The organism is Bradyrhizobium sp. McL0615 (assembly GCF_049993905.1).
In the GTDB taxonomy this organism is placed as follows: Bacteria; Pseudomonadota; Alphaproteobacteria; order Rhizobiales; family Xanthobacteraceae; genus Bradyrhizobium.
Map to the genome: position 1 here is coordinate 4,176,600 of NZ_CP188254.1, position 25,073 is coordinate 4,201,672.

Consider the following 25,073-nt stretch of genomic DNA (forward strand, 5'->3'; position numbering starts at 1 on the left):
GAACAAAAAAGCAGAGGAAACGGGCATGACAAGCCGTATCGAGCCGCATCGGGTCTCGGCCTATAACACGTCGAAGCATTCCGAAAACAAGATGCACGATGACACCGTCGCGAAGCGTTACGGTTTTATCGGCGGGCTGGTGCCCGGTGTCGACGTCATGGCCTATATGATGCACCTGCCGGTCGCAAAATGGGGCCGCGCCTTCCTCGAACGCGGCCTGATCGAGGCGCGCTTTGTCAAGCCGGTGTATGACGGCGAGCTGGCCGTTGTCACCGGCGAAGAGAACAGCGGCGTGCTTGCGATCCAGGTCGAGAGCCGGGGAGAGCTTTGCGCGACCGGCACGGCCTCACTGCCACCGGAAGCGCCATCCTTTTCCCTTTCCGACTTTGTCGACGTTGCGGCAGTCGCCGAGCGCAAGCCGGTGGATGCGACGTCCTATGCCCTCGGCAAATGGCTGGGCGCGGTGCCGCGTACCTGGGCGGCGGATGCGGCCAAGGAGTATCTGGCGGATATTCGCGAAACTGAGCCGATCTACACCCAAGAAGGGCTCGGCCACCCCGGCCTGCTGCCACGGGTGATGAACAAGGTACTGGTTGATAATGCGATCATGGGTCCGTGGATTCATGTCGGCACCCGGATGCAACTGCTGTCTGCCGCCCGCATCGGCGATGAATTGACCGCGCGCGCCAAAGTCGTCGGCAATTACGACAAGAAGGGCCATCGCTTCGTCGAGCTCGACGCGCTGGTCGTCGCCAACGGCAAGACGCCGCTGGCCCATTGCCACCACATCGCGATCTACCAGCCGCGCGAACAGGCGGCGGCGTAGGGGCAACGCCTCGCGCCCCAAGCTCACCTGTCATTCCCCGCGAAAGCGGGGAATCCAGTACGCCGCGGCTTCCCGGTTTTATCGCTGGCGTCTCTGGAATACTGGATCGCCCGGTCAAGCCGGGCGATGACGACTGTGTGTTAGCGGGCGACGTTCAATCACTTCACGCCGCCTTGGCCTTCGCATCCTGGATCGCCCGCCACACCCGCTCCGGCGTCAGCGGCATGTCGAGATGGGTGATGCCATATTCCGACAGCGCATCCACCACCGCATTGACGATGCAGACCAGGCTGCCGGCGCAGCCGGCTTCGCCGCAACCCTTGGTGCCGAGCGGATTGGTTTTTGCCGGCGAGGGGTGATCGCCGACTTCCATCGGCGGGATATCCTCAGCGCGCGGCATGGCGTAGTCCATGAAGGAGCCGGTGATCGGCTGGCCGCTGGAATCGTAGCTGACTTCCTCCATCAGCGCCTGGCCGATGCCTTGCGCCACGCCGCCATGCAACTGGCCGGCAACGATCATCGGGTTGACGACGGTGCCGAAATCATTGACGGCGAAATAACGCACGATCCGCGTCACACCGGTTTCGGGATCGATTTCCACTTCCGCGACATGGCAACCATTGGGGAAAGTCGACGGCGTTTCCTTGGTGGCGTGGTCGACGTCGAGCGACAGCGGCACGCCCTCGGGCATCTTGCCTTCACGCACGCGCTGCGCCAGCTCCATGATGCCGATCGAGCGGTCGGTGCCGGCGATGGTGAAGCGGCCTTGTGCGAATTCGATATCGCCTTCGGACGCTTCCATCAGATGCGCGGCGGCCTGCTTACCCTTGGCGACCACGAGCGCGGAGGCTTCCACAATCGCCTGACCGGTCGCCGTGATCGAGCGCGAGCCGCCGGTGCCGTTGCCGAAACGGACGAGGTCGCTATCGCCTTGCTCCAGGGTGATCTTCTCGAACGGCACGCCAAGCTGCTCCGACAGCACCTGCGCGAACGGCGTGGCGTGCCCCTGGCCGTAATCGAGCGTGCCGGTGGTCAGCTTCACCGAACCGTCGGGCTCGAAGGTGATCTTGCCAAGCTCGCCGCTCGGCGGCGCAGTCACTTCCAGATAGGAGCCGACGGCGATGCCGCGCAGCTTGCCGCTCTTCCTGCTCTCCTTCTTGCGCCTGGCGAAATTGGCGTGGTCGGAAATCTCCAGCGCCTTATTGAAGACGCCTGCGAAATCGCCGCTGTCATAGGTAACGCCGGAGGCCGCCGCGAACGGCAGTTGCGCCGGCTTGATGAAGTTGCGCTTGCGCAGCGTCAGCCGGTTGATGCCCATCTCGTCAGCAGCGCGGTCGATCAGCCGCTCCATGTAGTAATTGGCCTCGGGCCGGCCGGCGCCGCGATAGGCGCCCATCAGCGTGGTGTTGGTCAACACCGTCTTGATGTCGACGCCGAGCAGCGGCGTGCGGTAGACGCTGGCGAGATTCTTGCCGGTGTTGAGCGACAGCGGCCCCGGCGCGACGCCGGTGATGTAGGCGCCGAGATTACCGTAACCCTGCAGACGCACCGCGAGAAACTTGCCTTCGGCATCGAGCGCCAGTTCGGCGTGAATGAGCTGGGCGCGGCCATGGCTATCGGACAGGAAGCTGGTCGAGCGCTCATCGGTCCACTTCACCGGCCGTCCCAGCGCCTTCGCCGCGTGCGCGATGCAGGTGTATTCGGGGTAGTGCATGTTCTTCATGCCGAAGGAACCGCCGACATTGGCGGTGAGGATGCGAACCTTGTCGGTCGGCACGTTCAGGATTTTTGCAAAGCCGGCCTTGTTGCCGGCGACGCCCTGGGTCGGCACCTGAAGCGTGAAACGCTCGCTCGCCTTGTCATAGGCCGCCAGCGCCACGCGCGGCTCCATCGAGACCACAGCCACGCGGGTATTGACGATGTCGAGTCTTGTGACATGCGCCGCAGTGGCAAACGCGGCGTCGATCTTGGCGCTGTCGCCATAGTGATAGTCCAGCGCGACGTTGTTGGGGATGTGGTCGTAGAGCAGCGGCGCGCCGGGTTTTGTAGCCTCCGCCGCATCGGTCACGGCGGGAAGGGGCTCGATGTCGAGTTCGACGGCCTCCGCCGCATCGCGCGCCTGCGCCAGCGTTTCAGCGACCACAAAAGCCACGGGGTCACCGACAAAGCGTACCTTGTCGGTGACCAGTGCCGGACGGTTGGTCTGCAGCAGCGGCGAGCCGTCCCGGCTTTTCAACGGCAGGCCGCAGGTAAAGGGGTTGTAGCCGGCGGCTTCCAGGTCCTTGCCGGTCCAGACGCCGAGCACGCCGGGCATGGCCTTGGCGGCCGCCGTGCCGATCCCCTTGATGATCCCGTGGGCATGGCTGGAGCGCACCATCCAGCAATAGGCCTGGCCGGGCAGGGTGAAATCGTCGGTGTATTTACCCTTGCCGCGCACCAGGGTGTCGTCTTCCTTGCGGCGCACCGGCTGCCCCACACCGTATTTTTGCAGTGCAATAGCGTTGTCCACGGAGGAAGCCGACGTGTAATCTTGCATCGCAAAACACCTGAAATGCTGGGAATTCTCTGGGATTTTCCCGGTTTGGCGGGTTCCTGCTGAGATAACGCACCGCGTCATGCCCGACAACGCCTGATTAGGCATAGTCCTATGTGATGGGTTGTTGCGTAGCCCCTTGGCGCTGCTAAAGTTTCTGTGAACGGTAATTTTCTTCGTCGGCCCGGAAGCGGCCGCGGAAAGACAGTTTTGATGAATGAGGATACGCGGCTGCGCGAAGGTCTTGAGGCCTGCGCAAGCCCGTCAGGGTCGGTTGCGGCGGCCACGGCAAACGGCGTTTATGCCGCGCTCGACCTTGGCACCAATAATTGCCGGCTTTTGATCGCCAGTCCGGCCGGCGATGGGTTTCGCGTGATGGATTCGTTTTCGCGGATCATCCGGCTGGGCGAAGGCATTTCCGCAACCGGTTCCATCAGCGAGGCGGCGATCGACCGCGCCATCGCGGCGCTGAGCATCTGCAGCGACAAGATCCGCTACCGCAAGGCTCGCCGCCTGCGGCTGATCGCGACCGAGGCCTGCCGCGCCGCTGCCAATGCCGACAGCTTCCGCGACCGGGTCGCTGCCGAGACCGGCATCCGGCTCGAGGTGATCGATCGCGAGACCGAAGCGACGCTGGCCGTGATCGGCTGCTCGCCGCTGCTTGACGCAAAAGGGCGGGGTGCCATCCTGTTCGACATCGGCGGCGGCTCGACCGAACTGGTTCGGATCGAGCGCGATCCGGCCGAGCAGAATGCGTCGCCTCGGATCAAGGCGTGGATGTCGATCCCGCTCGGCGTCGTCACTTTGGCCGAGCATTTCGGCGGCAGGGACGTCACCGCGGAATCCTATACGCACATGGTGCGCGAGGTCGCGCAATATGTAGCTCCGTTCGCAGCCCAGCACGGCTCGGATTTGCGCGACATGCACATGCTGGGCACCTCCGGCACCGTGACGACGCTCGCCGGCGTCCATCTCAATCTGGCGCGCTACGACCGCCGCCGCATCGATGGCGTCTGGATGAACGGTTCCGACGTCACCACGGTGATCCAGCGGCTGCGCGGCATGAGCTATCAGGAACGCGCCAACAATACTTGCATCAGCGTCGAGCGCGCCGATCTGGTGCTGGCCGGCTGCGCCATTCTCGATGCGATCCGCGATGCCTTCCCGCTGCCGCGGCTGCGCGTCGCCGACCGCGGCTTGCGCGAAGGCATGCTGGTCGAGATGATGCGCGAGGACGGCGCGCTCAGAGCGTGCTAATGCGCCGCGTGGCGTGATGTGCTAGATCGCGTCTGACATTTCAAGGCACCAACCGATATGGCAAAAGACACCACCGGACGGCTGCACGTCACCGTCAAAAGCGGTGGCAAGCGCAAGCTGTCATCAAAACTCTGGCTGGAGCGGCAGCTCAACGATCCCTATGTGGCGCAGGCCAAGCGGGACGGCTATCGCTCGCGCGCGGCCTACAAGCTGATCGAGATCGACGACAAGTATCATTTCCTCAAGCACGGCGTCGCCGTGGTCGATCTCGGCGCCGCCCCCGGCGGCTGGAGCCAGATCGCGGCCAAGCGCGTCGGTGCGGTCAACGGCAAGGGCAAGGTGGTGGCGATCGATCTCTTGGAGATGCCGGAAGTTCCCGGCGTCAATTTTGCGCAGCTCGACTTCCTAGCCGAGGACGCGCCTGAAAAGCTGATCGCCATGATGGGCGGCCGCGCCGACGTCGTGATGTCCGATATGGCGCCCAACACCACCGGCAACCGCAAGACCGATCAGTTGCGCATCGTCGGCCTGATCGAAACGGCGGCGGCGTTTGCCTGCGACGTGCTCAATCCCGGCGGAACGTTTCTGGCCAAGGCCTTTCAGAGCGGCGCCGACGCCGAACTGGTCGCGCAGTTGAAGCGAGATTTCGCCAGCGTGCGCCATGTCAAACCGGCATCAAGCCGCCAGGATTCATCCGAACGCTACGTGCTGGCGATGGGATTTCGAGGCGGCGCGAAGACGTCGCCGATCGTCGGCGGCTGACGAACAGGTGTGGCGAACGGCGCGGCATCCTCTTGTTCGCTACGGTTGTTGCGCTTAATTTTTGCTCGTACAAGATGCCAATCCTCATGGTCCAACCCCTCCAGGAAAAATTTCCGCGCCAATTAATCCCTTGTGATTTCACCAATTATTGGCCACATTTAAAATTGAAATAACTCCAATAAAATAAAAGCCTTATACAATTAATGGTTGCCTGCGGTCGTCGATAAACCCTGGGCAGGAATTAAAATTTTACTGACGTTCGTTTCGATTTTCGGGCCGAGCGCGCGTGTGTTGTTGTGTAGTCCAGCGTTTTTAGTCAGGTGTTTGTAATGCGTTTTTTTACAAGATTGGTGGCCGCGCTTATCGTCGCGGTCGGGTTCTGCGACGCGAGTCTCGCGCAATCCTCCAGAACACAGAATGCGTCACCGACGCCGAGCGAACAACAGATCAGGGAACGGATTAATGCCGGGACTGTGGGCCTTGCCGGCGGTTTGCTGGAGGGCGCCCCGATCCGTTTCGCTACCGAAATTGCGCGGGTGGTGAATGAGAGCAGTCAGGTGCACGTTCTTCCGATCGTGACGCGGGGCCCTACGGAAAACGTCAACGATCTTCTCTATCTCAAGGGAGTGGATCTGGCGATCATCAACACGGACTCGCTTGAAGAGTACAAGACGCAGGTGCCGCAGATCCAGCAGCGTATCGTCTCGATCATGAACCTGTTTCCGTCGGACCTGCATATCTTCGTCCGGCCGGAGATTCGATCGCTGGCGGACCTCGCAGGCAAGAAAGTCAACTTCAACACGCAAGGCACCGCCGCGGCCTATTCCGGGCCACTGATTTTCAGCCGCCTGGGGGTTACTGTCGACAAGATGTTCATCCCGCACCCCGTCGCCCTGGAGCAACTGAAACGCGGGGAGATTTCTGCCGTCGTCTTTATCACGACGAAGCCCGTCGACCCGTTCGTCAAGGGCAAATGGGACGATGGCTTCAAGTTTCTGCCTGTCGAGTTCGGTCCGAAATTCTCGGACTACTATGTCGCTTCGTCGCTCGAGTCCGCGGACTATCCCAACCTGATCGCGAAGGGTGAGCGCGTCGCCACCATCGCGGTTCCCACCGTTCTCGCATCGTACAACTGGCGGCCGGAGACGCCGCGTTATCGCCGGGTCGAACGCTTCGTGGAAGAGTTCTTCAGCCGGGTCGAAAAATTAAAGGCGCCCGGGTTCGATCCGAAATGGAAGGACATGGACCTGAAGAAGGGCGTGCCAGGCATTGAACGATTCCGGGCCGCTCAAAACTGGATTGATCGCACCAATCCTGTCAAACAGAGCGAGATGTCGCGATGAGAGCGCTGTGGATCGCGACCTCGCTCTGCCTCGCGAGCACCGTCGTTCTCGCGCAGTCCACAAACAAGACCGTCGTGGGCCTGGACACCTGCTTCAAGCTGGTACGTGTCACGGAAGAGAACTGCTCGACCTCCACCAACGACACGGCGCAGCGTCAGCAGTGCCTTCAGAACGCACGCAAGGTGCAACTCGCGTGCCTTGAACTCGCCGGACCGCAGGCCTTTGCGTCGGTCGATCGGCCGCCGACGGCTGCCGGCCCAGTTTCGTCCGACAAGCCCGCCGAAGCCGCCTCGCAGGTCATTTCCACCGGGGTGATTCCATCGGTAAATCCGGTCGCAGGCACCTCGGCAGACCAAAGCGAGAGCCAGTCGGCCAAGACGTCGGGGGCGGTTCCTTCGGACAAATCTGTCGCAGCGATATCAGTGGGCACGGCGACCACATCGACCTCCGCGCCATCCGGCACGCAAGGCTCGGGCTGGACGGTGAGCGAAACGACCTCGCCCGTGGATTATTCCCCTCTCGTCACGGCGACGATTCCCGCGCGGTCCGAGACCAAGAATGCGCCGACGGCGCTGGTGGTTCGTTGCCGCGGACGCCGCACCGAACTCGGGCTGCGCATGGAGGGGTCCACGCGCGCGTCGCGTGGCGGCGAAATCCCCGTCGCCTACCAGATCAACGATCAGCCAATGGTCAAGCTGCGCTGGGCTGCATCCGCGGATGGGAAGACGGCGAGTTACAGGGAGGACGCGACCGCGCTGTTGCAGTCGTTTTCCGAGGACGCGCGTCTGAAGATCATTGTGGTCGATGGAGCTGGCCGGGATGGTGAGGCTGCTTTCCAACTCGCCGGATGGAACGTGATCCGCGACAAGATCGCGACGGCCTGCATGTGGACGTCGACGGCGAGCAAGTCATCGGAGCGACGCTAGGGCTGGATCGGCGATTTCTGAGAAGTTCGTCATGCGTATTTTTTTGGAGAGTTTTGTCATGCGTAGATGGTTTTGTCAGTTGATCGTGGCGTCCATGGTCTGTTTGCCGATGGCTTCGGCCGCGCTGGCCCAGGGCGCGAAGCAACATAGTTCGCGTCCGGCAAAGCCGCATCGACTGCTCATACATGTCGATCAGAATGATCCGGCGGTCATGAATCTCGCACTGAACAACGCCACGAACGTGATTGAGTATTACCGCGCCAAGGGCCAGGACGTTGACGTGGACATTGTTGCCTATGGTCCGGGCCTGCACATGTTGCGCGCCGACACGTCGCCGGTGCAGGACCGGATCAAGCAGCTGAAGGGCATGGCGTTCCCCAGCAAGGTCCAGTTCTCCGCCTGCGGCAACACCAAGGAGAACATGGAGAAGAAGGAGGGGCACTCGGTCGCGGTGCTCTCCGACGCCACGATCGTTCCGTCAGGCGTCGTCCAGTTGATGGAGAAACAGGAAGAGGGCTGGAGTTACGTGCGGCCGTGAGCTGGATTTTCCGTCGCGCAGTGATTTGAGTTCAGGCAATGGTTTCGAGGGGCATTATGCGACAGTTATGGGTGTTGCTGATTTTCTTGTCGTGCTTTGGCGCCGCCGGTGCATCGGAATTAACGCCGCAGGATCGCACGGTCGTCTCGCAGGTGGACGATCGTAGCAAGGCGCCCCCGGCGTCGCCGGGCGATGCGGGCCGAACGGTTGCGCTACTGTTGGCTGTTCCGGAAGTCACGTCATTGTCGGAACTGGCAGGCAAGAGCATTGCCATCGATGAAGCCGCGCCTGCGTCGAACGACGACGCGCGGCGCAAGCTCGAAGCAACGGTCAATGCGAAATTGGCCGAAGGCCGGGCGAAGGCGCTGGACCGGCTGGTCAACGGGGAAGTATCCGCGGCAGTCCTGACGCTGGCCTATCCAGAGACGGCCGAGTGGTCCGCTGAAATCGCGGGTTTCAAGGTGTTTCGAGTTTCGCTGGTGGATCGCCCTCTGGTGGCCGGATTGGCGCCTGCGGATCCCGCGGTGTCCGATACGCAATCGGCGCGCATCCCGCTTTCGCTTCCGTCACCGGAAGCCCGCGCCGAAGTTGTCGATCCCGCGGCGCTGGCCGCCGCCAGAAAGGTGCGAGAGCGGATGCGGGTCGCGACTGTCATCGCGGAGCACGTGATGACGTTGCGGGATGCCGAGAAGAAGGCGTTAGCCTCGCCGAACGGCGGCGAGCCGTCGGTCGCGATTGTCGTGGCTAGCCCGGAAATCAAGTCGGTATACGACCTCACCGGAAAAATCATCGCAATAGACGACAAGTATTTGAATTCGCAAGCCAGGATTCAAGCCGCGATCGCGTCGGCGGGGGCGACTGATAGCCTGCTCACCACGGGTGAAAGCATGGCAATGGATCGGCTGCTCAGTGGCAAGGCGCCGGCCGCCGTCCTGACCCTGGTCTATCCGGAAACCGGATTTTCGACGATCGAAGGCTACAGTGTTTTTCGCGTTCCGCTCTAAAATAGCGGGATGAGGGCAGGCATGTCGTCGTTCGACCGCTGGTGTGCACTGTTCCGTTGGAGCCGGACACCCGGCACGTGATGCAAACAGGGCTTTAGACCCGTCAGCCCAGCCGCTGATCGCGCGCGTCCTCGGTGCCTTCGCTGGCGGCCTTGGTCGCGGCCTTTTCCACGCCCTTGCGGCTGGAAATCTCCACCGCCTTGCGGCCCGAGATTTCGTGGCCGGCATCGTCAGGCATCTGCCAGAAAAAATACGCCGACACGCCCGAGATGATGGCAACCACGAGGAACGCGGGCGGGAACACCCCGGCGCTCAACTCAGTGACATGCTGATACGCCATGGTTGATTCCACCGAGAACGCACCGACCGCGACGCCCGCGGAAATCGCCAGTTGCTGGTTGACGCTGACCAGCGTGGTGGCGCGGCTCATCTGCGCCGGCTCGACCTCTGCATAGGCGACCGTATTGATCGCGGTGAACTGCAGCGAGCGGAAGAAGCCGCCGACCACGAGAATGATGAAGATCAGCAACAGCGGCGTCGTCACCGTGAACAGGGCGCATGCGGCGAGGAAGACCGCACTCACGACCGCATTGACCGTCATCATGTAGCGAAAACCAAAGGCGCGGATGATGCGCGCGGCGAGCGTCTTCATTCCCATGGCGCCGACCGCCGAGGCAAACGTCACCAGGCCGGACTGGAACGGCGTCAGACCAAAGCCTTCCTGCATCAATAGCGGCAGCAGGAACGGCAGCGCGCCGATGCCGAGCCGGAACAGGAAGCCGCCGATGATACTGGCGCGCATGGTGGAAAGCCGCAGCAGCGAGAAATCCAGCACCGGCGATCCGGTCCGCCGGGCGTGCATCACATAGAGCGTCATCGAGATCGTGCCGACCGCGACGAGGCCGGCAACCATTGGCCAGGGCAGCAAATTGAGGCCCGCGACCGAGAGGCCGAAGGCGATGCCGGCCAGGCCGATGCCGGCCAGTATCAGCCCATAGAGATCGAATCGCTCGGGATCCTCGCTCTTGATCGGGTCGATGTACTTCAACGCCATGAAGATGCCGAGCAGCCCGATCGGGATGTTGATCAGAAAAATCCAGTGCCAGGAGAAATAGGTGGTGATGAAGCCGCCGAGCGGCGGGCCGATCACCGGTCCGACCAGCGCCGGCACCGTCACCCATGTCATCGCATTGACCAGCGCGCTCTTGTCGATCGAGCGCAACAGCACCAGCCGCCCGACCGGCGTCATCATCGCCCCGCCCATGCCCTGCAGGATACGGGCGATGACGAAATGGGTGACGTTCTGCGACAGCGCACAGCCGATCGAGCCGATCATGAACACGCCGATCGCGATCGAGAACACCATGCGCGCGCCGAAGCGGTCGGCGGTCCAGCCGCTGGCCGGAATGAACACGGCAAGCGAGAGCAAATAGGAGGTGATGGCAAGCTTCAGCGTCAGCGGGCTGGTGCCGATGTCAGCCGCGATCGCCGGCAGCGAAGTCGCAATCACCGTCGAGTCCATGTTTTCCATGAACAGGGCGGTGGCGACGATCAGCGGGATCAGGCGTTGCTTGTCCATCGGAATCGGGAGACCGGGAGTAATAGAGGCGGGCGAGGGGGCCTGTATCATCCCGTTGTCGCACAAGCCATTGCGGAACGGGGCAAATCACCTAAATCCTGCGTGACGCTGGTATGCACCGCCAGCCGCTGGAGGGTCCGCATGATTTACGTTCTTGCCGCCTTGTTGCCGCCGCTCGGACTGCTCCTGAACGGGCAGCCGTTTTCGGCGATCTTCAACCTGGTCCTGATCGTATTTTGCCTGGTTTTCGGGCTGATTTTCCATGTCTTGCTGCTGGTGCCCTCGGCGCATGCGCTGATCGTGGTCCACATGAAGCGGGAGGACCGCCGGCACCGCGAGGTGGTGGAAGCGATCCGCCAGCACGGCCCGCCGCCGGGATACCGGTCCTAAGGCCGTCGCTAACCCCTTGGGATTGCGGCTTTTCCCGAAAAGCATGTGCATAGCTGGCAAACGCTTTGATTCGGCGTTCCGTCATGCTATCGACCACCGTCAACCCCACCGATGGGCTTCGATTCGACGGCGATGCCTATAGCATCGCCGGAGGCGGCGTTCATCCATAAGAACTGATCGCGGCGATGAGCCGCCGAAAGGAGTTGGCAATGGCGCAGGGACTTCAGGGTATCCGTGAAGCCTTCACGTTCGACGATGTGCTTCTAAAGCCCGGTCTCTCGGATATCCTGCCCTCTGAGGCCGATATCCGCTCCCACGTCACCCGCGCGATCCCGCTCAACATCCCGATCATCGCCTCCGCGATGGATACGGTCACCGAAGCGCGCATGGCGATCGCGATGGCGCAGGCCGGCGGCGTCGGCGTCATCCACCGCAATTTCGACCCCGAGGGGCAGGCCGCCCAGGTGCGGCAGGTCAAGAAGTACGAATCCGGAATGGTGGTCAATCCGCTGACCATCGGCCCCGATGCGATGCTGTCGGACGCGATGGCGCTGATGAACGATCACGGTTTTTCCGGCATTCCCGTGGTCACCGGCGCTTCCAAGGGGGTACCGGGAAAGCTGGTTGGTATCCTCACCAACCGCGACGTGCGGTTTGCGACCGATCCGCGCCAGAAAATCTCCGAATTGATGACGCATGAAAACCTCGTCACGGTGCGCGAAGGCGTCAGCCAGGACGAGGCCAAGCGGATGCTGCACAAGCACCGCATCGAAAAGCTGCTGGTCGTCGACGACCAGTATCGCTGCGTCGGCCTGATCACCGTCAAGGATATGGAGAAGGCGGTCGCGCATCCGCTGGCCTGTAAGGACGCGCAGGGTCGATTGCGCGCCGCGGCCGCGACCACGGTCGGCGAGGGCGGCTTTGAGCGTACCGAGCTCTTGATCGATGCCGGCGTCGATTTGATCGTGGTCGATACCGCGCACGGCCATTCCGCCCGCGTGCTGGAAGCCGTCAACCGCATCAAGCGGCTTTCCAACGCCGTGCAGGTCATCGCCGGCAACATCGCCACCAAAGAAGGCGCGCAGGCGCTGATCGATGCCGGCGCGGATTCGATCAAGGTCGGCATCGGCCCGGGCTCGATCTGCACCACGCGCATCGTCGCCGGCGTCGGCGTGCCGCAGCTCACCGCGATCATGGACGCGGTGGAAGCGGCGAAGAAGGCAAACGTGCCCGTCATCGCGGACGGCGGCATCAAATATTCCGGCGATCTGGCGAAGGCGCTCGCCGCCGGCGCCGACATCGCCATGGTCGGTTCGCTGCTCGCTGGCACCGACGAGACGCCGGGCGAAGTGTTTCTGTGGCAGGGCCGTTCCTACAAGGCCTATCGCGGCATGGGCTCGGTCGGCGCGATGGCGCGCGGCTCGGCCGACCGCTACTTCCAGCAGGACATCAAGGACACGCTGAAGCTGGTCCCTGAGGGCATCGAGGGCCAGGTGCCCTACAAGGGCCCGGTTGCCAATGTCATGCACCAGCTCGCAGGGGGCCTGCGCGCCGCCATGGGCTATGTCGGCGCCCGCAACCTCGCCGAATTCCACGACAAGGCGCAGTTCGTCCGCATCACCGGCGCTGGCCTGCGCGAAAGCCACGTCCACGACGTCACGATTACCCGGGAAAGCCCGAACTATCCGGGCGGAGTTTAGTATGGTCGATTGGTCGGACGACAGGATTGCCGCGCTTTCGAAGCAGGATTTGAAGAATCTGCTCGCCAATGCTGAGCGGAAATCCGCCGCCGAGATCGTCGCGCGATGCAAAGCCGAGATGGACAAGCGGGATACGTCAAAGCCGCGCAACGCATCGAAGCCGCGCACCGAGCTGAAAGAGTTCGAGCACGGCATGTCGGAGCAACTCGCTGAAATCGGCAAGGCGATGGCCGCGAAATACGATCTGTCGGCGGAGACAGCGAAAGCAAGATCGGCGGGCGTGAAGGGCTTCAAGGCGCACAAATTGCTGGACTCAAATGGCTTTGCAAAACTAGGCGGGATGCAACGCGACGGCTCGGTCGCGGTCGACCGCTATATTTCATACCGGCGTGGCACGGATATCGTCTCGATCGGTGTCTTCCTGCTGAAAGACCAGCCCGTCGAAGCCCATGAGTTTCACGTGATCGCGCCATTGGCCCTGCTCGATGGGGGAAAGCCGATCGCCGAGATTCGCCCCACCGCGACGGAAGCGCAGAAGCAGACCGCGGATAGCGGGCTTGCCCTCACGGATTTGGCGAGCGCGGCTGCCGCGTTCGAGGCGGCGCTCTCCAAAATCGCGGCCTGATACTTTGGGGCTCAGGCGGTAATTGCAATCAACGACCGTCATTGCCTGCGACAAACGCGAAGCGTTTCAATCCAGCTTTTGTTTGGCAAGGATGGATTGCTTCCCCCTGCGCTCATTGAGCTACGGCGGACAAGTCGCTAGGCTTGTCATGACGAAGAACAATAACATTTGGAGGAACCCCATGTCCCAAGGCAAGCGCATCGTTCTGGCTTCCCGTCCCGTCGGCGAACCCAAGCCATCTGATTTCCGCCTCGAGGAATGCCCGGTGCCGACACCGGGCGCCGGCGAGGTTCTCCTGCGCACCGTCTGGCTGTCGCTCGATCCTTATATGCGCGGGCGCATGAGCGACGGCCCGTCCTATGCCCAGCCGGTGCCGATCGGCGGCGTCATGGAGGGCGGCACGGTCAGCGAGGTGATCGCGTCCAACAATTCCGCCTTCACCAAGGGCGACATCGTGCTGTCGCGCGCCGGCTGGCAGACCCATGCGATCTCCGACGGTAAGGGCCTGGCCAAAATCGATCCCAAGATCGCGCCGATCTCGACCGCGGTGGGCGTGCTCGGCATGCCCGGCATGACCGCCTATACCGGCCTGCTCGACATCGGCAAGCCGCAGGCGGGCGAGACAGTGGTCGTCGCGGCGGCCTCCGGCGCCGTCGGTTCGGCGGTCGGCCAGATCGCTCGCATCAAGGGCGCTCGCGCGGTCGGCATCGCCGGCGGCAAGGACAAGTGCGCCTACGTCAAGAACGAGCTCGGCTTCGACGATTGCCTCGATCACCGCGATCCCGATCTTGCGGCGAAGCTGAAGGACGCCTGCCCGAAAGGCATCGACGTCTATTTCGAGAACGTCGGCGGCGCGGTGTTCGAAGCGGTGTTCCCGCTGCTCAATGCCTTTGCGCGCATGCCCGTCTGCGGCCTGATCGCGCATTACAACGATACCCAGGCGGTGGCGCCGAAATGGGCGGCGGCGATGATGCGCAATGTCTTGACCAAGCGGCTGACCATCCGCGGCTTCATCGTCAGCGACTTTGCCGCACGTCACGGCGACTTCCTGCGCGACATGTCGGGCTGGGTGCGCGAGGGCAAGGTCAAGCACAAGGAGTTCGTCACCGAAGGCCTCGATAGCGCCCCGGCAGCGTTCATGGGGCTCTTGAAAGGCGCCAATTTTGGCAAGCAGCTGGTGCGCGTCGGGCCGGACAAGGCGTAAGCCGTCATAACATCTCGGAGAAGATGAAACATGGCAGGCATTCTTGACGGCAAGGTAGCGCTCGTCACCGGCGGCGCGTCTGGCATCGGCCAGGCGACCGCGCTGGTGATGGTGCGGGAAGGCGCGCGGGTGGCGGTGGCCGACCGCGCCGAGGCAGACGCAGCAGGGACGGTCGCGCTGATCAATGCGGCCGGCGGTCAGGCGATCGCCATCGGCGGTGATGTGACGCGCGAAGCCGACGTCGCCGCGATGGTGGCGCGCACGGTCTCGGCGTTCGGGCGTATCGATTGTGCGTTCAACAACGCGGGAATCTCCGGACGCGCCGTCGGCCCGGCGGGCCAGCGTTCACACGAACTCAGCCAGGAGGCGTTCGACACCATGCTGGCGGTGAATGTGAGGGGCGTGTTTCTCTGTCTCAAGCACGAAGTCGCGCAGATGCTGGCGCAGGGCGGTGGCGGCGCGATCGTCAATACGGCTTCCATCGCTGGACTGATCGGCCTTGCCACCTCGGCCCACTACGTCGCGGCCAAGCACGGCGTGGTGGGGCTGACCAAGAGCGCGGCGATCGAATATGCCCAGGACGGCATCCGTGTGAACTGCGTCAATCCCGGCTACGTCGCGACCCCGATGACGAAAGATATTATCGATGAGCGCGGTCAGGACATTCTGGCGAAAGTGCCGATGCGGCGTTTCGGCGTTCCCAACGAGATCGCCGAAGCGGTGGCCTGGATGTGTTCGGACAAGGCCTCGTTCATGACCGGCGCATCGCACGTGATCGACGGCGGATACTACGCGGCCTGAGACGGGCTGTTCGTGGCGCCCCGGACGCGATGCCGGGGCTTTCACTTTTCAGACGTAGAGGTCAGTACTTTGCGACGACAGGTCCGCCGAAGCGGTAGTTGATGCGCGCGGTCACCATGTCGACATCCTGACGAATCCGTTCGCTGTGGTTCAACGCAGCGATAAACGCCGGATCGTAGGTGATCCGGACATCGCGATCGCCCATGAACAAATGATTGTATTCAAGCGCGAATGACCAGTTCGGCGTGAACCCATACTCGGCTCCGACGCCGACCACGCCACCCCATCGCGTCTCGCTGCCGCGGGCCGCAATGAAGCCTGATGGCAGCGGACCCTGGGGGCCCGTGAGGAAGATTTCGTACTTGTCTTGCGTGACCGCAGCGCCGCCCTTGACGTAGAGCAGGAAAGAATTCCAGGCGTAGCCGACCTGACCGGTGAACAAGCCGATGGCATCGATCCTGGAGCGGTTGGCAAAACCGGCCAGAAAAGCGTTCGGAGTCGGGTTCGAACCCGATAGATCCGCCCAGTTGCCCTGCGCCTCCAGTCCGAACACCCAGGCCGCGCGTTGCCAGCGATAGCCGACCTGGCCGCCGGCTGTTGCGCCACCAGCGGTATGGCATCCTTCAGGACCCGAAACGGTGAACGGGGGAATGAAACCAAGATCGATGGTGAACGGATTCGCATCCCAGCACTTGCGGCTCCACGCACCGCCGCCATTGGCGCCGAGATAGAAGCCGCTCCAGTCATAGATGGCTGCGACGGCCACCGGGGGCGCCTTGGTGTAAGGACGGGCCGCGAGATCGGCGGCAGCGGCGCTCACGGCGCTGACTGCGAGCAAGGAAACGGCAAGCGCAAATCTATTCATGAACGCCCCCGGGCGCGACACGTCGCGGTGAAATCGGGAACAGCCTATCCGATCCGCTTGAGGAGAGGCTGTTCCTCGCGAGCAACACCTGCAACTATTCAGGCCGTCTTTGGAGCGTCACTGCCGAACAAGCGAAACCGCAGGACAGACGTTCGAAGCCCTAGCTCTTCGATTTCGCGTTGAGCAGTTCATCCAGCCCGACATCGATCTGGCCGGCCGCCCTGACGTGCCGGACCTCAAAACTGTCGGGCCGGAAACGATACTCCACCAGCCCGCATTCCTTCGCGCCGATCACGGGCTGCATTCGGTCAGGAATGATGAAGCCGGCGGAGGGCGACCAGACGTGGCGCGTATGGCCAAAGGTGAAGTCGCGGCGCTGATGGACGTGGCCGCTCGCAACCAGCCGCACGTCAAGCGCACTGAGCATCTCCACAAGCCTGGAGCGTACCGGTTGCGGTACATAGCGGATCGCGGTGTCGGATTCCTCGGGATCATCAGGGGTCATCAGATATAACGGCTTGTGTAGAAAAAGTGCGATCGGCTTGCCGTTCGCACCGGAGAGCTGCGACTGCAGCCACTCTTCCTGCTCGTACTCGCTCGGAATTCCCGTGTTCATGATCAGCGAATTGAGCCCAATGAAGCGCCAGCCCGCGGCTTCGAACTGCCAGCGGTCTTCGCCGAACACTTCGATGAAGGCGGCACAATCCTTTTCGTTTGCCATATGCAATGGTGCGGCGCCGAGCGCCGTCGGGTTGTCGCCGACGTCGTGATTGCCTGGCAGGTAGCGGCAATCTATCGGCAAGGTCGCGTGCAGTTCTTTGGCGAATTCCAGATCGCTGCGATGAGTTGGACCGTCCCACGACACATCGCCGCTGTTGACGACGAGATCCGGCCGCGCGGCGTCGATGTGCGCGCTGATCCGATGAAAATTCTCGGTCAGGCTGGCGAAGCGGTCGGCGCGAGAAAGATGCGTATCGGAAATTTGCGTCAGACGAAATTCGGTCATGCATTATTCCTTTCGCCGCGAGCATAGCCGGAGCCGAAGTCGGCGCGATGACGATCTTCTCGATCCAGGCGCTGACGTCTCTGAGACGCTGGATCATCCGCGTGCGCGAGTAATGACGACTATTATGTGGCGCAACGCGTCACTCTAGCGCTTACCCCAGCGTCCTTCGCCAGAACGCCAGCATATCCGCCCGAAACAATTCGGCATCGCCATCGCGGCTTCCGATCCGGGCGCCCTTGCGGCCGTAGCCGGCTTTCAGCGCGTAGATCATGAGGTCGCGGTCGACCAGCTTGCTGTCGGCGACGCCGGTGAGCGGATGGATGAAGGCGCCGTCATTGGCGATATAGGCCGTCGGCGCGGCGGGGGAGACGGATGCGTCGGGAACGTTCTCGATATCGGTGCCGCGGTCAAAGCTCTGCTGCGCGCCGCCGATCAGCCGCATCGTCGCTCTTCCGCCGGAGAGGCGGATGGCCTGGCAATGGCCCTGCACCTGCATCGGCGAGCACCATTCATCGGCGTCGCCCATGATGACGCGGATTTCGGTTTCATCGACGGAGGGATCTAGGAACTGGTGGCCGCTCCAGGGATAGGCGGCGAGCACGCTGCGAAAGCCGGCGCCGGCGCCGACCACCGCATCGGCAAAGCGCCGCGTCGCTGCCGTCAGCACCGCCGAGCCGCCGCGGCTGTGGCCCTGCGCGCCGATCCGGGAGGCGTCGATCTCGGGATGATCAGACAGCACCTGCCAGGCCGCCAGCACGTCATAGGCGCTGGCGGCAAAGGAGAACTGGGTCTGGTTGGCGACGGTGGAGGTCACATCGCGCGCGCCAAAGCAATCGAGCACAAACGCCGCGAAGCCGTCGGAAACCACCGTTTCGGCATGTTTGACGTGCGAGGGCGCCACGCCGAGGCTGCCCGGCACCACCATGACCAGCGGCAGCTTTCCGTTGCGTTTGCGCTTGTCCGAGGCCGGCAGGAACAGCTTGCCGTCGATCGCAAGCCTCGGCAGCTCGGCGGAATTGCTGATGACGTGGAAGTAGTTGGCAGGATTGGCGGTGGGAATTTCGAAATTCTGTCCCTTGCTCTGTCCGTTGGCGCCGTCGGCGAAAACAATATCCTGATCGCGAAATCGCAAGTTGTAATCCTCCTGCGGCTGCTCTTTTTTGGCGACCGTCAGCGATAGAGTAAAGTGCTAGCTGTTCCCGTCAAAGCAAATGTGCCCCGCGGTTTCGCTGTCTTTTATTTCGCGATGTGTATCGGCAACAGGTCTGCATGTTGGCAGGCATACAGGGGGTGGGCGATGGCGGCGAATGGCCATGATTGTGGCGAAACCGATCGCATCAGCACGCCTGGTTCCGCAAGCGCCCGCGTGCCTCAATGCACGCGGTAGCGGATCGCGAAGGCGTCATGAAGCTCTGACGTCACCGTGTCGCCATTGGCGGGGACGATGCCGTCGGCGAGGTGCCACGGCCCGAACTGGCCGGAACGCGACGGGCTCGCGGGCAGCCGCAGCCGAAAGGTGCTCTGGCCCTGGCCCGGCAGGTTCAACACCATCATGCGTTCCGTGGTGCGGTAATCGAGCGTCACGGTTCCCCGCAAGATGCTTCGGCCGTCGGGGGTGGCGGCCAGTGCCTCCTGAACTTTTGCAAGCTTCTGGTTTCGATCGGTCAGCAATTCGACCTGGGTGTCGGTGGCCGTCGCGAGTGCCGCCTTCGGCAGGCGGATTTCGAATTCGACGGCGGGCTTTGCGGGATTGAGGCCGAGATAGGCCAGCGCAGCGTTCCGCATGTCCGAGATCGCGAAGGCGAGCAGCACCAGCACCGCGGAGGCGGCGAGCCCGTGCCTCACCAGATCGCGCCGGCTGCGATAGCCGCTGCGGAAATAGACCGACAGCGCGATTGCGACCGCCAGCGCCGCGGCGACGCCGGCCAGGGCCGACATGATCACGCCAAGGCCGCCGTCCGGGCTGCCGGCCCCGAATGCCCTGAAAAAGGAGGTCACGGTGTCGCCGGGCAGCTCGGTCGCGTTGGCTGCGCCGGTCAGGATCGGGGAGGTGATGTTCATCGCCTGCTCGCTGGGTTGCTTGATGGCCGGTTCGAGGCCAGAACCATCGGAATTCTCGATAGTTGGTCGCCAACGCTTGAGCTGTGGTTCAAACGGCTCGGGCGGTGGTTCAGGTGGCCCCGGACAAGCGGATTTGTCAGGCGAAGGGCGGCTATATTGCTTTAAGGTCTGGTGCAGGTTTCGGGGGAGATTCTCATGTCGGTTCAAATGGTTTTGCTGCCGGTCTTCGTTCTGGTCGGGCTCACTTTCTTCCTGATGCTATGGATGGTCACGGCCCGCACCAAGGCGGTGAAGGCCCGGGAAACCAGCGTGAAGGACATCGCGGCGGGACAGCCGAAATATCCGGCCCGCGTCGCCCAGATCGGCAATTGCTTCAGCAATCAGTTCGAAGTACCCCTCCTGTTCTACTTCCTGATCGCGCTGGCGCTGCCGCTGCGGCGGGCCGATCTCTTCATCGTGCTGATGTCCTGGGTGTTCGTGGTGACGCGATTTGCCCATGCCGGCATTTTCGTCACCTCGAACAACATCCAGCAGCGCAGCCTGGCGTGGTTTGCCGGCGCGCTGGTGGTGCTGGCGATGTGGATCTACTTCGCGCTGAAGCTGCTGCTTCTGATCTAATCTTTGTTTTGACGCGTTTTCTTCACGCGAACCGGTTCCACTTCGCTCGAAAACGCTAACGGAAAGTTCTTGATGACTCCCGCTGCCCGGCTCTCCGCCGCTATCGAACTGATCGAGACCATCGACGCCCAGCGCGTTCCGGCCGCAAAGGCGCTGAAGGAGTGGGGCACCGCGCACCGCTATGCCGGCTCGGGCGACCGCGCGGCGATTTCGGGCCTGATCTGGGACGTGTTGCGGCGGCGGGCGTCGAGCGCCTGGTTGATGGACGCCGACACGCCGCGCGCGCGCGTGCTCGGCATGCTGAGGCTCGAGCGCGGCATGACGACTGAGGCGATCTCCAATTTGTGCCACGGCGAACGATTTGCGCCGGAGCCGCTGAGCGCGGCCGAGCGCTCGGCGCTGACCTCGCGCTCACTCGACGATGCACCGCCGCATGTTGCCGGCGATTATCCGGAATGGCTCGACGCGCATCTGGCAAAAGTGTTCGGCGACGACAGGGTGGCCGAAGCAACGGCGATGGCGAGCCGCGCGCCGCTGGATCTCCGCGTCAACACGCTGAAGGCCAATCGCGAAAAGGTTCTGCCGCGGCTGTCGCACCTCGGCGCGGAGCCGACGCCGTGGTCGGCGATCGGCCTGCGCATCGAGCTCGGCGCCGATGCGCGCAATCCCGGCATTCACGCGGAAGAAGATTTCATCAAGGGCGGCATCGAAGTGCAGGACGAGGGCTCGCAGCTCGCGGCGCTGTTCACGGCGGCAAAACCCGGCGAGCAGGTGATCGACCTCTGCGCCGGCGCCGGCGGCAAGACGCTGGCACTCGCCGCGATGATGCAAGGCAAGGGCCGCCTGATCGCGACCGATCATGACAAGCGCCAGCTCGCGCCGATCTACGAGCGGCTGTCGCGCGCCGGCGTCCACAACGCCGATATCCGCGCGCCGAAAGGCGACGCTGATCCATTGGTCGACATCAGGGCGTCGGCCGATCTCGTGCTGATCGACGCGCCCTGCACCGGCACCGGCACCTGGCGCCGCAATCCGGATGCAAAGTGGCGGATGCGCCCCGGTGCGCTCGAAGTCCGCTTGAAGGACCAGGCCGAAGTGCTTGATCGCGCGGCAGCCCTGGTCAAGCCGGGCGGCCGGATCGCGTATGTCACGTGCTCGGTGTTGCCGAGCGAAAACGGCGACCAGGTGCGCGCGTTCCTGTCACGCCATGAAGGGTTTTCGATTCAGCCATTGAACGAGACGGCGAGCGTGCTCTGGGACAAGGCGGAAGATTTTGAAAAGGCCGCGCTCGGGTCTGCCGAGGGCTGGCTGATGACGCCGCGTCGCACCGGCACGGACGGGTTCTTCGTATCGGTGCTGAAGAAGGCGTGATCGCGTAGGGTGGGCAAAGCGAAGCGTGCCCACCATCTATCCGCGACCGATGTCTTGAATGGTGGGCACGCTTCGCTTTGCCCACCCTACGAGTTCTCAATCCACAATGAACAACTTCACCCCGGTCTTGGTCGACGACCGATGCGCGGCGTCGCCGAAATCCGAGACCTGATAGCTCATCCCCGCCTTGAGCTTGAATGTGCGCCCGTCGCGCAATTCGCTATCGAGTTCGCCCTCCAGCACGTAGAGCACGTGTCCGCGGTCGCACCAGTGATCGGCGAGGTAACCCGGCGAATACTCGACCATCCGCACCCGCAGGTCGCCGATGTTAAGCGTGCGCCACAGCGCTTCGCCGGTTTCGCCGGGATGTTTCGTCGCGGGGACTTCGCTCCAGTCGGTGACGGTGAAGGGCAGTGTCGGAATTTTCATGCGGGAATTTCCTGTGGTAGGGGAGCGGGTAACTCTGGCCTCCGTCATTGCGAGAAGCGAAGCGACGAAGCAATCCATTCTTTCTTGATGCCGCGTGATGGATTGCTTCGCTTCGCTCGCAATGACGGCGGTACTGCACCAAATGTTCGCCGAGCCTGGCCGGATCTTGCCTCCAGCGTCGAGCCGCAGATCTGCGCGCTACGCTCGTTCTTGCCGCGCAGCGTGCCGCTGGCCTCCGCCTGACCACGGTCAGCGGTCATCTCCGCGTCTTCGGTATTTTGCTACCGATCGCCGAGAAAATCCAGCAGCGCGGCATTGAACAGGACTGGATCCTGCAAGAAGGCAAAATGGCTGGCGTTGGGCAGGATCAGCAGGCGGGCGCCAGGAATTGTTGCGGCGATATATTCCGTGTGCTCGCGCTTGATGCCTTCATCGTGGTCTCCATCCACCACCAGGACCGGTGAGCTGATGGTGCGGAGTTGCGCATCCGTCCAATTCGGCTGGTTCTCCCACATCTTGCCGATCTGTTCCTGAAAGGCATCGTATTGATCGGGCGTCGGTGAAAGGTGCGTATATTCCTCACGCGCGCGCGCCATATAGGCGGCAAAGACGGGATTCTTGTCGAACCCGTCCTTGAGGCCGGAAGTCTGCGTATTGGCGCCGAACGCGAAGACGCGGCCCACGCGATTGGGATACCGCATGGCCATGTCCAGTCCGATGATCGCACCGTCGCTCCAGCCCGCAATATCGGCTTTCTGGATATTGAGCCTGTCGAGCAGCGCCACGACGTCGTCGGTCATCAGGTCGTACCCGAACGGCTGGTCGTTGCGCGTGCTGCGCCCATGTCCGCGGCTGTCCACCACGACAACGCGGTGATGTCCGGCAAGCGCCAGCACCTGGTTGCCGAGATAGTCGGAATTGGCCAAGCCGCCGTGCAGCACCACGACCGGCGAGCCTTGACCGATCTCGGCGTAGAACAGCCTGATTCCGTTGAGCTCGGCGTGTCCGGTCTTTAGTCCCGGGACCGGTGCCGGTGTCGGCGGCAACGCCTCCCAACGTTCGGCTGCCATCGCTGTGTGCAGTGGGATCGCAAGTACAAGAAAAACCAAAATCAACGTTCGGCGCATCTTCAATCCTGTCGGTGATCATCCGACCAATCTGGATGAGGTAGATTTCAGCCGGATTGCGGCAACAGCGCGGACGGTTACTGATGTAGCCCAATATGGGTCGAGTACCGTGCGGAGCCTGTATTTGCCTCCTTTTCCTTCGATTTTGCCCGCTAAAAGACGTGGATGGCCTTGACCAGGCTGGCCACGGGGGATTTTCCGGGTTGCGAGGCCGCCCCTCGTCGCGTATCTGCTTGCCATGACAGCCCCACAAAAAGCCCGCGAGTCGACGCCAACCATGGTCTCGGCGCATGACAAGATTCTGATTGTCGATTTCGGCAGTCAGGTGACGCAACTGATCGCGCGCCGGGTCCGCGAGGAGGGCGTTTATTCCGAAATCGTGCCGTTCCAGAAGGCGGAAGCCGCCTTCGACGAGATGAAGCCGAAAGCGGTGATCCTCTCCGGCGGACCGGAATCGGTACACGAAAAAGGCTCGCCTCGCGCGCCGCAAAAGATCTTCGATTCCGGCGTGCCCGTGCTCGGCATCTGCTACGGCCAGATGACCATGGCCGCCCAGCTCGGCGGCGAGGTCGAGGGTGGCCACCACCGCGAATTCGGCCGCGCCGATGTCGAGGTCAAGGCGGCCAGCAACCTGTTCGAATCCACCTGGTCGATGGGCGAAAAGCATCAGGTCTGGATGAGCCATGGCGACCGCATCACCAAAATGCCGCCGGGTTTTACGGTCGCCGGCGTTTCGCCGAACGCGCCGTTCGCGGTGATCCAGGACGAGAAGCGAAGATACTACGGGTTGATGTTCCACCCCGAAGTGGTGCACACGCCCGACGGCGCCAAGCTGATCCGCAATTTCGTGCGCAAGGTCGCCGGCCTGACCGGCGACTGGACCATGCGCGCCTTCCGCGAGGAGGCGATCGAGAAGATCCGCGCGCAGGTCGGCAAGGGCAGGGTGATCTGCGGCCTCTCCGGCGGCGTCGATTCTGCTGTCGCCGCGGTGCTGATCCACGAAGCGGTCGGCGACCAGCTCACCTGCGTGTTCGTCGATCACGGCATGCTGCGGCTCGATGAAGCCAAGACCGTCGTCGACCTGTTCCGGCATCACTACAACATTCCGCTGGTGCATGTTGATGCCTCAAAACAATTCCTCGGCGAGCTCGCTGGAGTCACCGATCCGGAAGTGAAGCGCAAGACCATCGGCCGCCTGTTCATCGATGTGTTCGATGCGGAAGCGAAAAAGCTCGGCGGCGCGGACTTCCTCGCGCAAGGCACGCTCTATCCCGACGTGATCGAAAGCGTCTCCTTCACCGGCGGCCCGTCGGTAACGATCAAGTCGCACCACAATGTCGGCGGTCTCCCCGAGCGCATGAACATGAAGCTGGTCGAGCCCCTGCGCGAATTGTTCAAGGACGAAGTCCGCGTGCTCGGCCGCGAACTGGGTCTTCCCGAAATATTCGTCGGCCGCCACCCGTTCCCGGGCCCGGGCCTCGCCATCCGCTGCCCCGGCGACATCACGAAAGAGAAGCTCGACATCCTCCGCAACGCGGACGCGGTCTATATCGACCAGATCAGGAAGCACGGCCTCTACGACCAGATCTGGCAAGCCTTCGCCGTGCTGCTGCCGGTGAAGACCGTCGGCGTGATGGGCGACGGCAGAACTTACGAATACGTCGTCGGCCTACGCGCCGTCACCTCCACCGACGGCATGACCGCCGACTTCTATGCCTTCGACATGAAATTCCTCGGCGAGACCGCAACGCGGATCATCAACGAGGTGAAGGGCGTGAATAGGGTGGTGTATGACGTGACGTCAAAGCCGCCGGGGACGATTGAGTGGGAATAATTCGGGCCCGTCTGGGACTATCCCGCTCTATCCAATTGCACGAATTAACAGACTGATTTTACGACTTAATTCGTCATCTACGTTCGAGATCTATCGGCACGCAGAAATCTGGACAGACGGGGCGCCTGACGGTGTCTCCGTCCATTGAAAATACCGATCCTGATCGATACCGTCACGCGCGATGCTGCGCCTGACGGTATTTTTCTTTGTCTAAGTATCTGTAAAGCAAGGAAATATCCGGCCAATCGCGGCTCAAAAATGACCGACGGTATTT

Annotated in this window: 24 protein-coding genes; 15 read left to right on the plus strand and 9 right to left on the minus strand. The window is 62.6% G+C overall.

What is annotated here, in order from left to right:
• The first annotated feature begins 25 nt into the window (after window positions 1–25).
• Window positions 26–826 (plus strand): hypothetical protein, encoded by an 801-nt coding sequence (locus ACPPVP_RS19585; protein ID WP_426537174.1) that lies wholly within the window; start codon window positions 26–28, stop codon window positions 824–826.
• Window positions 827–989: 163 nt separating this feature from the next.
• Here the strand turns inward: ACPPVP_RS19585 and ACPPVP_RS19590 are convergent, their stop codons facing one another.
• On the minus strand, window positions 990–3,362 hold the full coding sequence (locus tag ACPPVP_RS19590; protein ID WP_426537176.1) for a xanthine dehydrogenase family protein molybdopterin-binding subunit: 2,373 nt from the start codon (window positions 3,360–3,362) through the stop codon (window positions 990–992).
• Window positions 3,363–3,572: 210 nt separating this feature from the next.
• Between ACPPVP_RS19590 and ACPPVP_RS19595 the strand changes: the two genes are divergently transcribed.
• The 6 genes from ACPPVP_RS19595 (at window position 3,573) to ACPPVP_RS19620 (ending at window position 9,189) form a co-directional block, all read left to right on the plus strand.
• The gene (locus ACPPVP_RS19595) at window positions 3,573–4,616 is read left to right on the plus strand and encodes a Ppx/GppA phosphatase family protein (protein WP_426537178.1); all 1,044 of its coding nucleotides are present in this window, start codon (window positions 3,573–3,575) and stop codon (window positions 4,614–4,616) included.
• Window positions 4,617–4,673: 57 nt separating this feature from the next.
• On the plus strand, window positions 4,674–5,378 hold the full coding sequence (locus ACPPVP_RS19600; RefSeq protein WP_426537180.1) for an RlmE family RNA methyltransferase: 705 nt from the start codon (window positions 4,674–4,676) through the stop codon (window positions 5,376–5,378).
• 329 nt (window positions 5,379–5,707) lie between these two features.
• Entirely contained in the window at window positions 5,708–6,721 is a 1,014-nt protein-coding gene (locus tag ACPPVP_RS19605) for a TAXI family TRAP transporter solute-binding subunit (RefSeq protein ID WP_426537182.1), read from the plus strand.
• Complete coding sequence (locus ACPPVP_RS19610; protein WP_426537184.1) at window positions 6,718–7,647, plus strand: hypothetical protein; 930 nt, start codon at window positions 6,718–6,720, stop codon at window positions 7,645–7,647. The genes ACPPVP_RS19605 and ACPPVP_RS19610 overlap by 4 nt, the downstream gene beginning before the upstream one ends.
• 58 nt (window positions 7,648–7,705) lie before the next feature.
• A complete protein-coding gene (locus ACPPVP_RS19615) occupies window positions 7,706–8,185 on the plus strand; it encodes a DsrE family protein (protein ID WP_426537186.1) in 480 nt (159 codons plus the stop codon).
• 56 nt (window positions 8,186–8,241) lie between these two features.
• Window positions 8,242–9,189 carry a hypothetical protein gene (locus ACPPVP_RS19620; protein ID WP_426537188.1) on the plus strand — a complete coding sequence of 316 codons (948 nt, stop codon included), beginning with the start codon at window positions 8,242–8,244 and terminating at the stop codon, window positions 9,187–9,189.
• Window positions 9,190–9,292: 103 nt separating this feature from the next.
• Here ACPPVP_RS19620 and ACPPVP_RS19625 read toward each other — a convergent pair whose 3' ends face one another.
• Window positions 9,293–10,768, minus strand: coding sequence for a DHA2 family efflux MFS transporter permease subunit (locus ACPPVP_RS19625; protein ID WP_426537190.1), 1,476 nt, complete (start codon window positions 10,766–10,768; stop codon window positions 9,293–9,295).
• Between the two features lie 141 nt (window positions 10,769–10,909).
• On the opposite strand from ACPPVP_RS19625, the gene ACPPVP_RS19630 reads away from it, so the two are divergent.
• The 5 genes from ACPPVP_RS19630 (at window position 10,910) to ACPPVP_RS19650 (ending at window position 15,488) form a co-directional block, all read left to right on the plus strand.
• Entirely contained in the window at window positions 10,910–11,158 is a 249-nt protein-coding gene (locus ACPPVP_RS19630; protein WP_426537192.1) for a hypothetical protein, read from the plus strand.
• 209 nt (window positions 11,159–11,367) lie between these two features.
• Window positions 11,368–12,858 carry an IMP dehydrogenase gene (guaB, locus tag ACPPVP_RS19635; RefSeq protein ID WP_426537194.1) on the plus strand — a complete coding sequence of 497 codons (1,491 nt, stop codon included), beginning with the start codon at window positions 11,368–11,370 and terminating at the stop codon, window positions 12,856–12,858.
• 1 nt (window position 12,859) lies between these two features.
• A complete protein-coding gene (locus ACPPVP_RS19640) occupies window positions 12,860–13,483 on the plus strand; it encodes a hypothetical protein (RefSeq protein ID WP_426537196.1) in 624 nt (207 codons plus the stop codon).
• A 181-nt stretch (window positions 13,484–13,664) separates the two neighbouring features.
• Window positions 13,665–14,687 (plus strand): NADP-dependent oxidoreductase, encoded by a 1,023-nt coding sequence (locus tag ACPPVP_RS19645; RefSeq protein ID WP_426537198.1) that lies wholly within the window; start codon window positions 13,665–13,667, stop codon window positions 14,685–14,687.
• Window positions 14,688–14,717: 30 nt separating this feature from the next.
• Window positions 14,718–15,488, plus strand: coding sequence for an SDR family NAD(P)-dependent oxidoreductase (locus tag ACPPVP_RS19650; RefSeq protein ID WP_426537200.1), 771 nt, complete (start codon window positions 14,718–14,720; stop codon window positions 15,486–15,488).
• Window positions 15,489–15,549: 61 nt separating this feature from the next.
• Here the strand turns inward: ACPPVP_RS19650 and ACPPVP_RS19655 are convergent, their stop codons facing one another.
• The 4 genes from ACPPVP_RS19655 to ACPPVP_RS19670 form a co-directional block, all read right to left on the minus strand.
• On the minus strand, window positions 15,550–16,353 hold the full coding sequence (locus ACPPVP_RS19655) for an outer membrane protein (RefSeq protein WP_426537202.1): 804 nt from the start codon (window positions 16,351–16,353) through the stop codon (window positions 15,550–15,552).
• Window positions 16,354–16,513: 160 nt separating this feature from the next.
• Window positions 16,514–17,359 (minus strand): metallophosphoesterase family protein, encoded by an 846-nt coding sequence (locus ACPPVP_RS19660; RefSeq protein ID WP_426537204.1) that lies wholly within the window; start codon window positions 17,357–17,359, stop codon window positions 16,514–16,516.
• A 151-nt stretch (window positions 17,360–17,510) separates the two neighbouring features.
• On the minus strand, window positions 17,511–18,491 hold the full coding sequence (locus tag ACPPVP_RS19665) for a dienelactone hydrolase family protein (RefSeq protein ID WP_426537206.1): 981 nt from the start codon (window positions 18,489–18,491) through the stop codon (window positions 17,511–17,513).
• Between the two features lie 239 nt (window positions 18,492–18,730).
• On the minus strand, window positions 18,731–19,420 hold the full coding sequence (locus tag ACPPVP_RS19670) for an acriflavin resistance protein (protein WP_426537208.1): 690 nt from the start codon (window positions 19,418–19,420) through the stop codon (window positions 18,731–18,733).
• A 195-nt stretch (window positions 19,421–19,615) separates the two neighbouring features.
• Here ACPPVP_RS19670 and ACPPVP_RS19675 point away from each other — a divergent pair, with 195 nt between their 5' ends.
• Window positions 19,616–20,038: an MAPEG family protein gene (locus tag ACPPVP_RS19675; protein WP_426537210.1), complete on the plus strand. Its 423-nt coding sequence runs from the start codon at window positions 19,616–19,618 to the stop codon at window positions 20,036–20,038.
• Window positions 20,039–20,110: 72 nt separating this feature from the next.
• Window positions 20,111–21,409 (plus strand): RsmB/NOP family class I SAM-dependent RNA methyltransferase, encoded by a 1,299-nt coding sequence (locus ACPPVP_RS19680; protein ID WP_426537212.1) that lies wholly within the window; start codon window positions 20,111–20,113, stop codon window positions 21,407–21,409.
• Between the two features lie 96 nt (window positions 21,410–21,505).
• Here ACPPVP_RS19680 and ACPPVP_RS19685 read toward each other — a convergent pair whose 3' ends face one another.
• Genes ACPPVP_RS19685 through ACPPVP_RS19695 form a run of 3 tightly spaced genes read right to left on the minus strand, consistent with a single transcriptional unit; the run spans window position 21,506 to window position 22,965 of the window.
• Complete coding sequence (locus tag ACPPVP_RS19685) at window positions 21,506–21,838, minus strand: DHCW motif cupin fold protein (RefSeq protein ID WP_426537214.1); 333 nt, start codon at window positions 21,836–21,838, stop codon at window positions 21,506–21,508.
• 44 nt (window positions 21,839–21,882) lie between these two features.
• Window positions 21,883–22,098 carry a hypothetical protein gene (locus ACPPVP_RS19690; protein WP_426537216.1) on the minus strand — a complete coding sequence of 72 codons (216 nt, stop codon included), beginning with the start codon at window positions 22,096–22,098 and terminating at the stop codon, window positions 21,883–21,885.
• Window positions 22,099–22,119: 21 nt separating this feature from the next.
• Window positions 22,120–22,965 (minus strand): alpha/beta fold hydrolase, encoded by an 846-nt coding sequence (locus tag ACPPVP_RS19695; RefSeq protein ID WP_426537218.1) that lies wholly within the window; start codon window positions 22,963–22,965, stop codon window positions 22,120–22,122.
• Between the two features lie 238 nt (window positions 22,966–23,203).
• Here ACPPVP_RS19695 and guaA point away from each other — a divergent pair, with 238 nt between their 5' ends.
• Window positions 23,204–24,799 (plus strand): glutamine-hydrolyzing GMP synthase, encoded by a 1,596-nt coding sequence (gene guaA / locus ACPPVP_RS19700; RefSeq protein ID WP_426537220.1) that lies wholly within the window; start codon window positions 23,204–23,206, stop codon window positions 24,797–24,799.
• The last annotated feature ends 274 nt before the right edge of the window (window positions 24,800–25,073 follow it).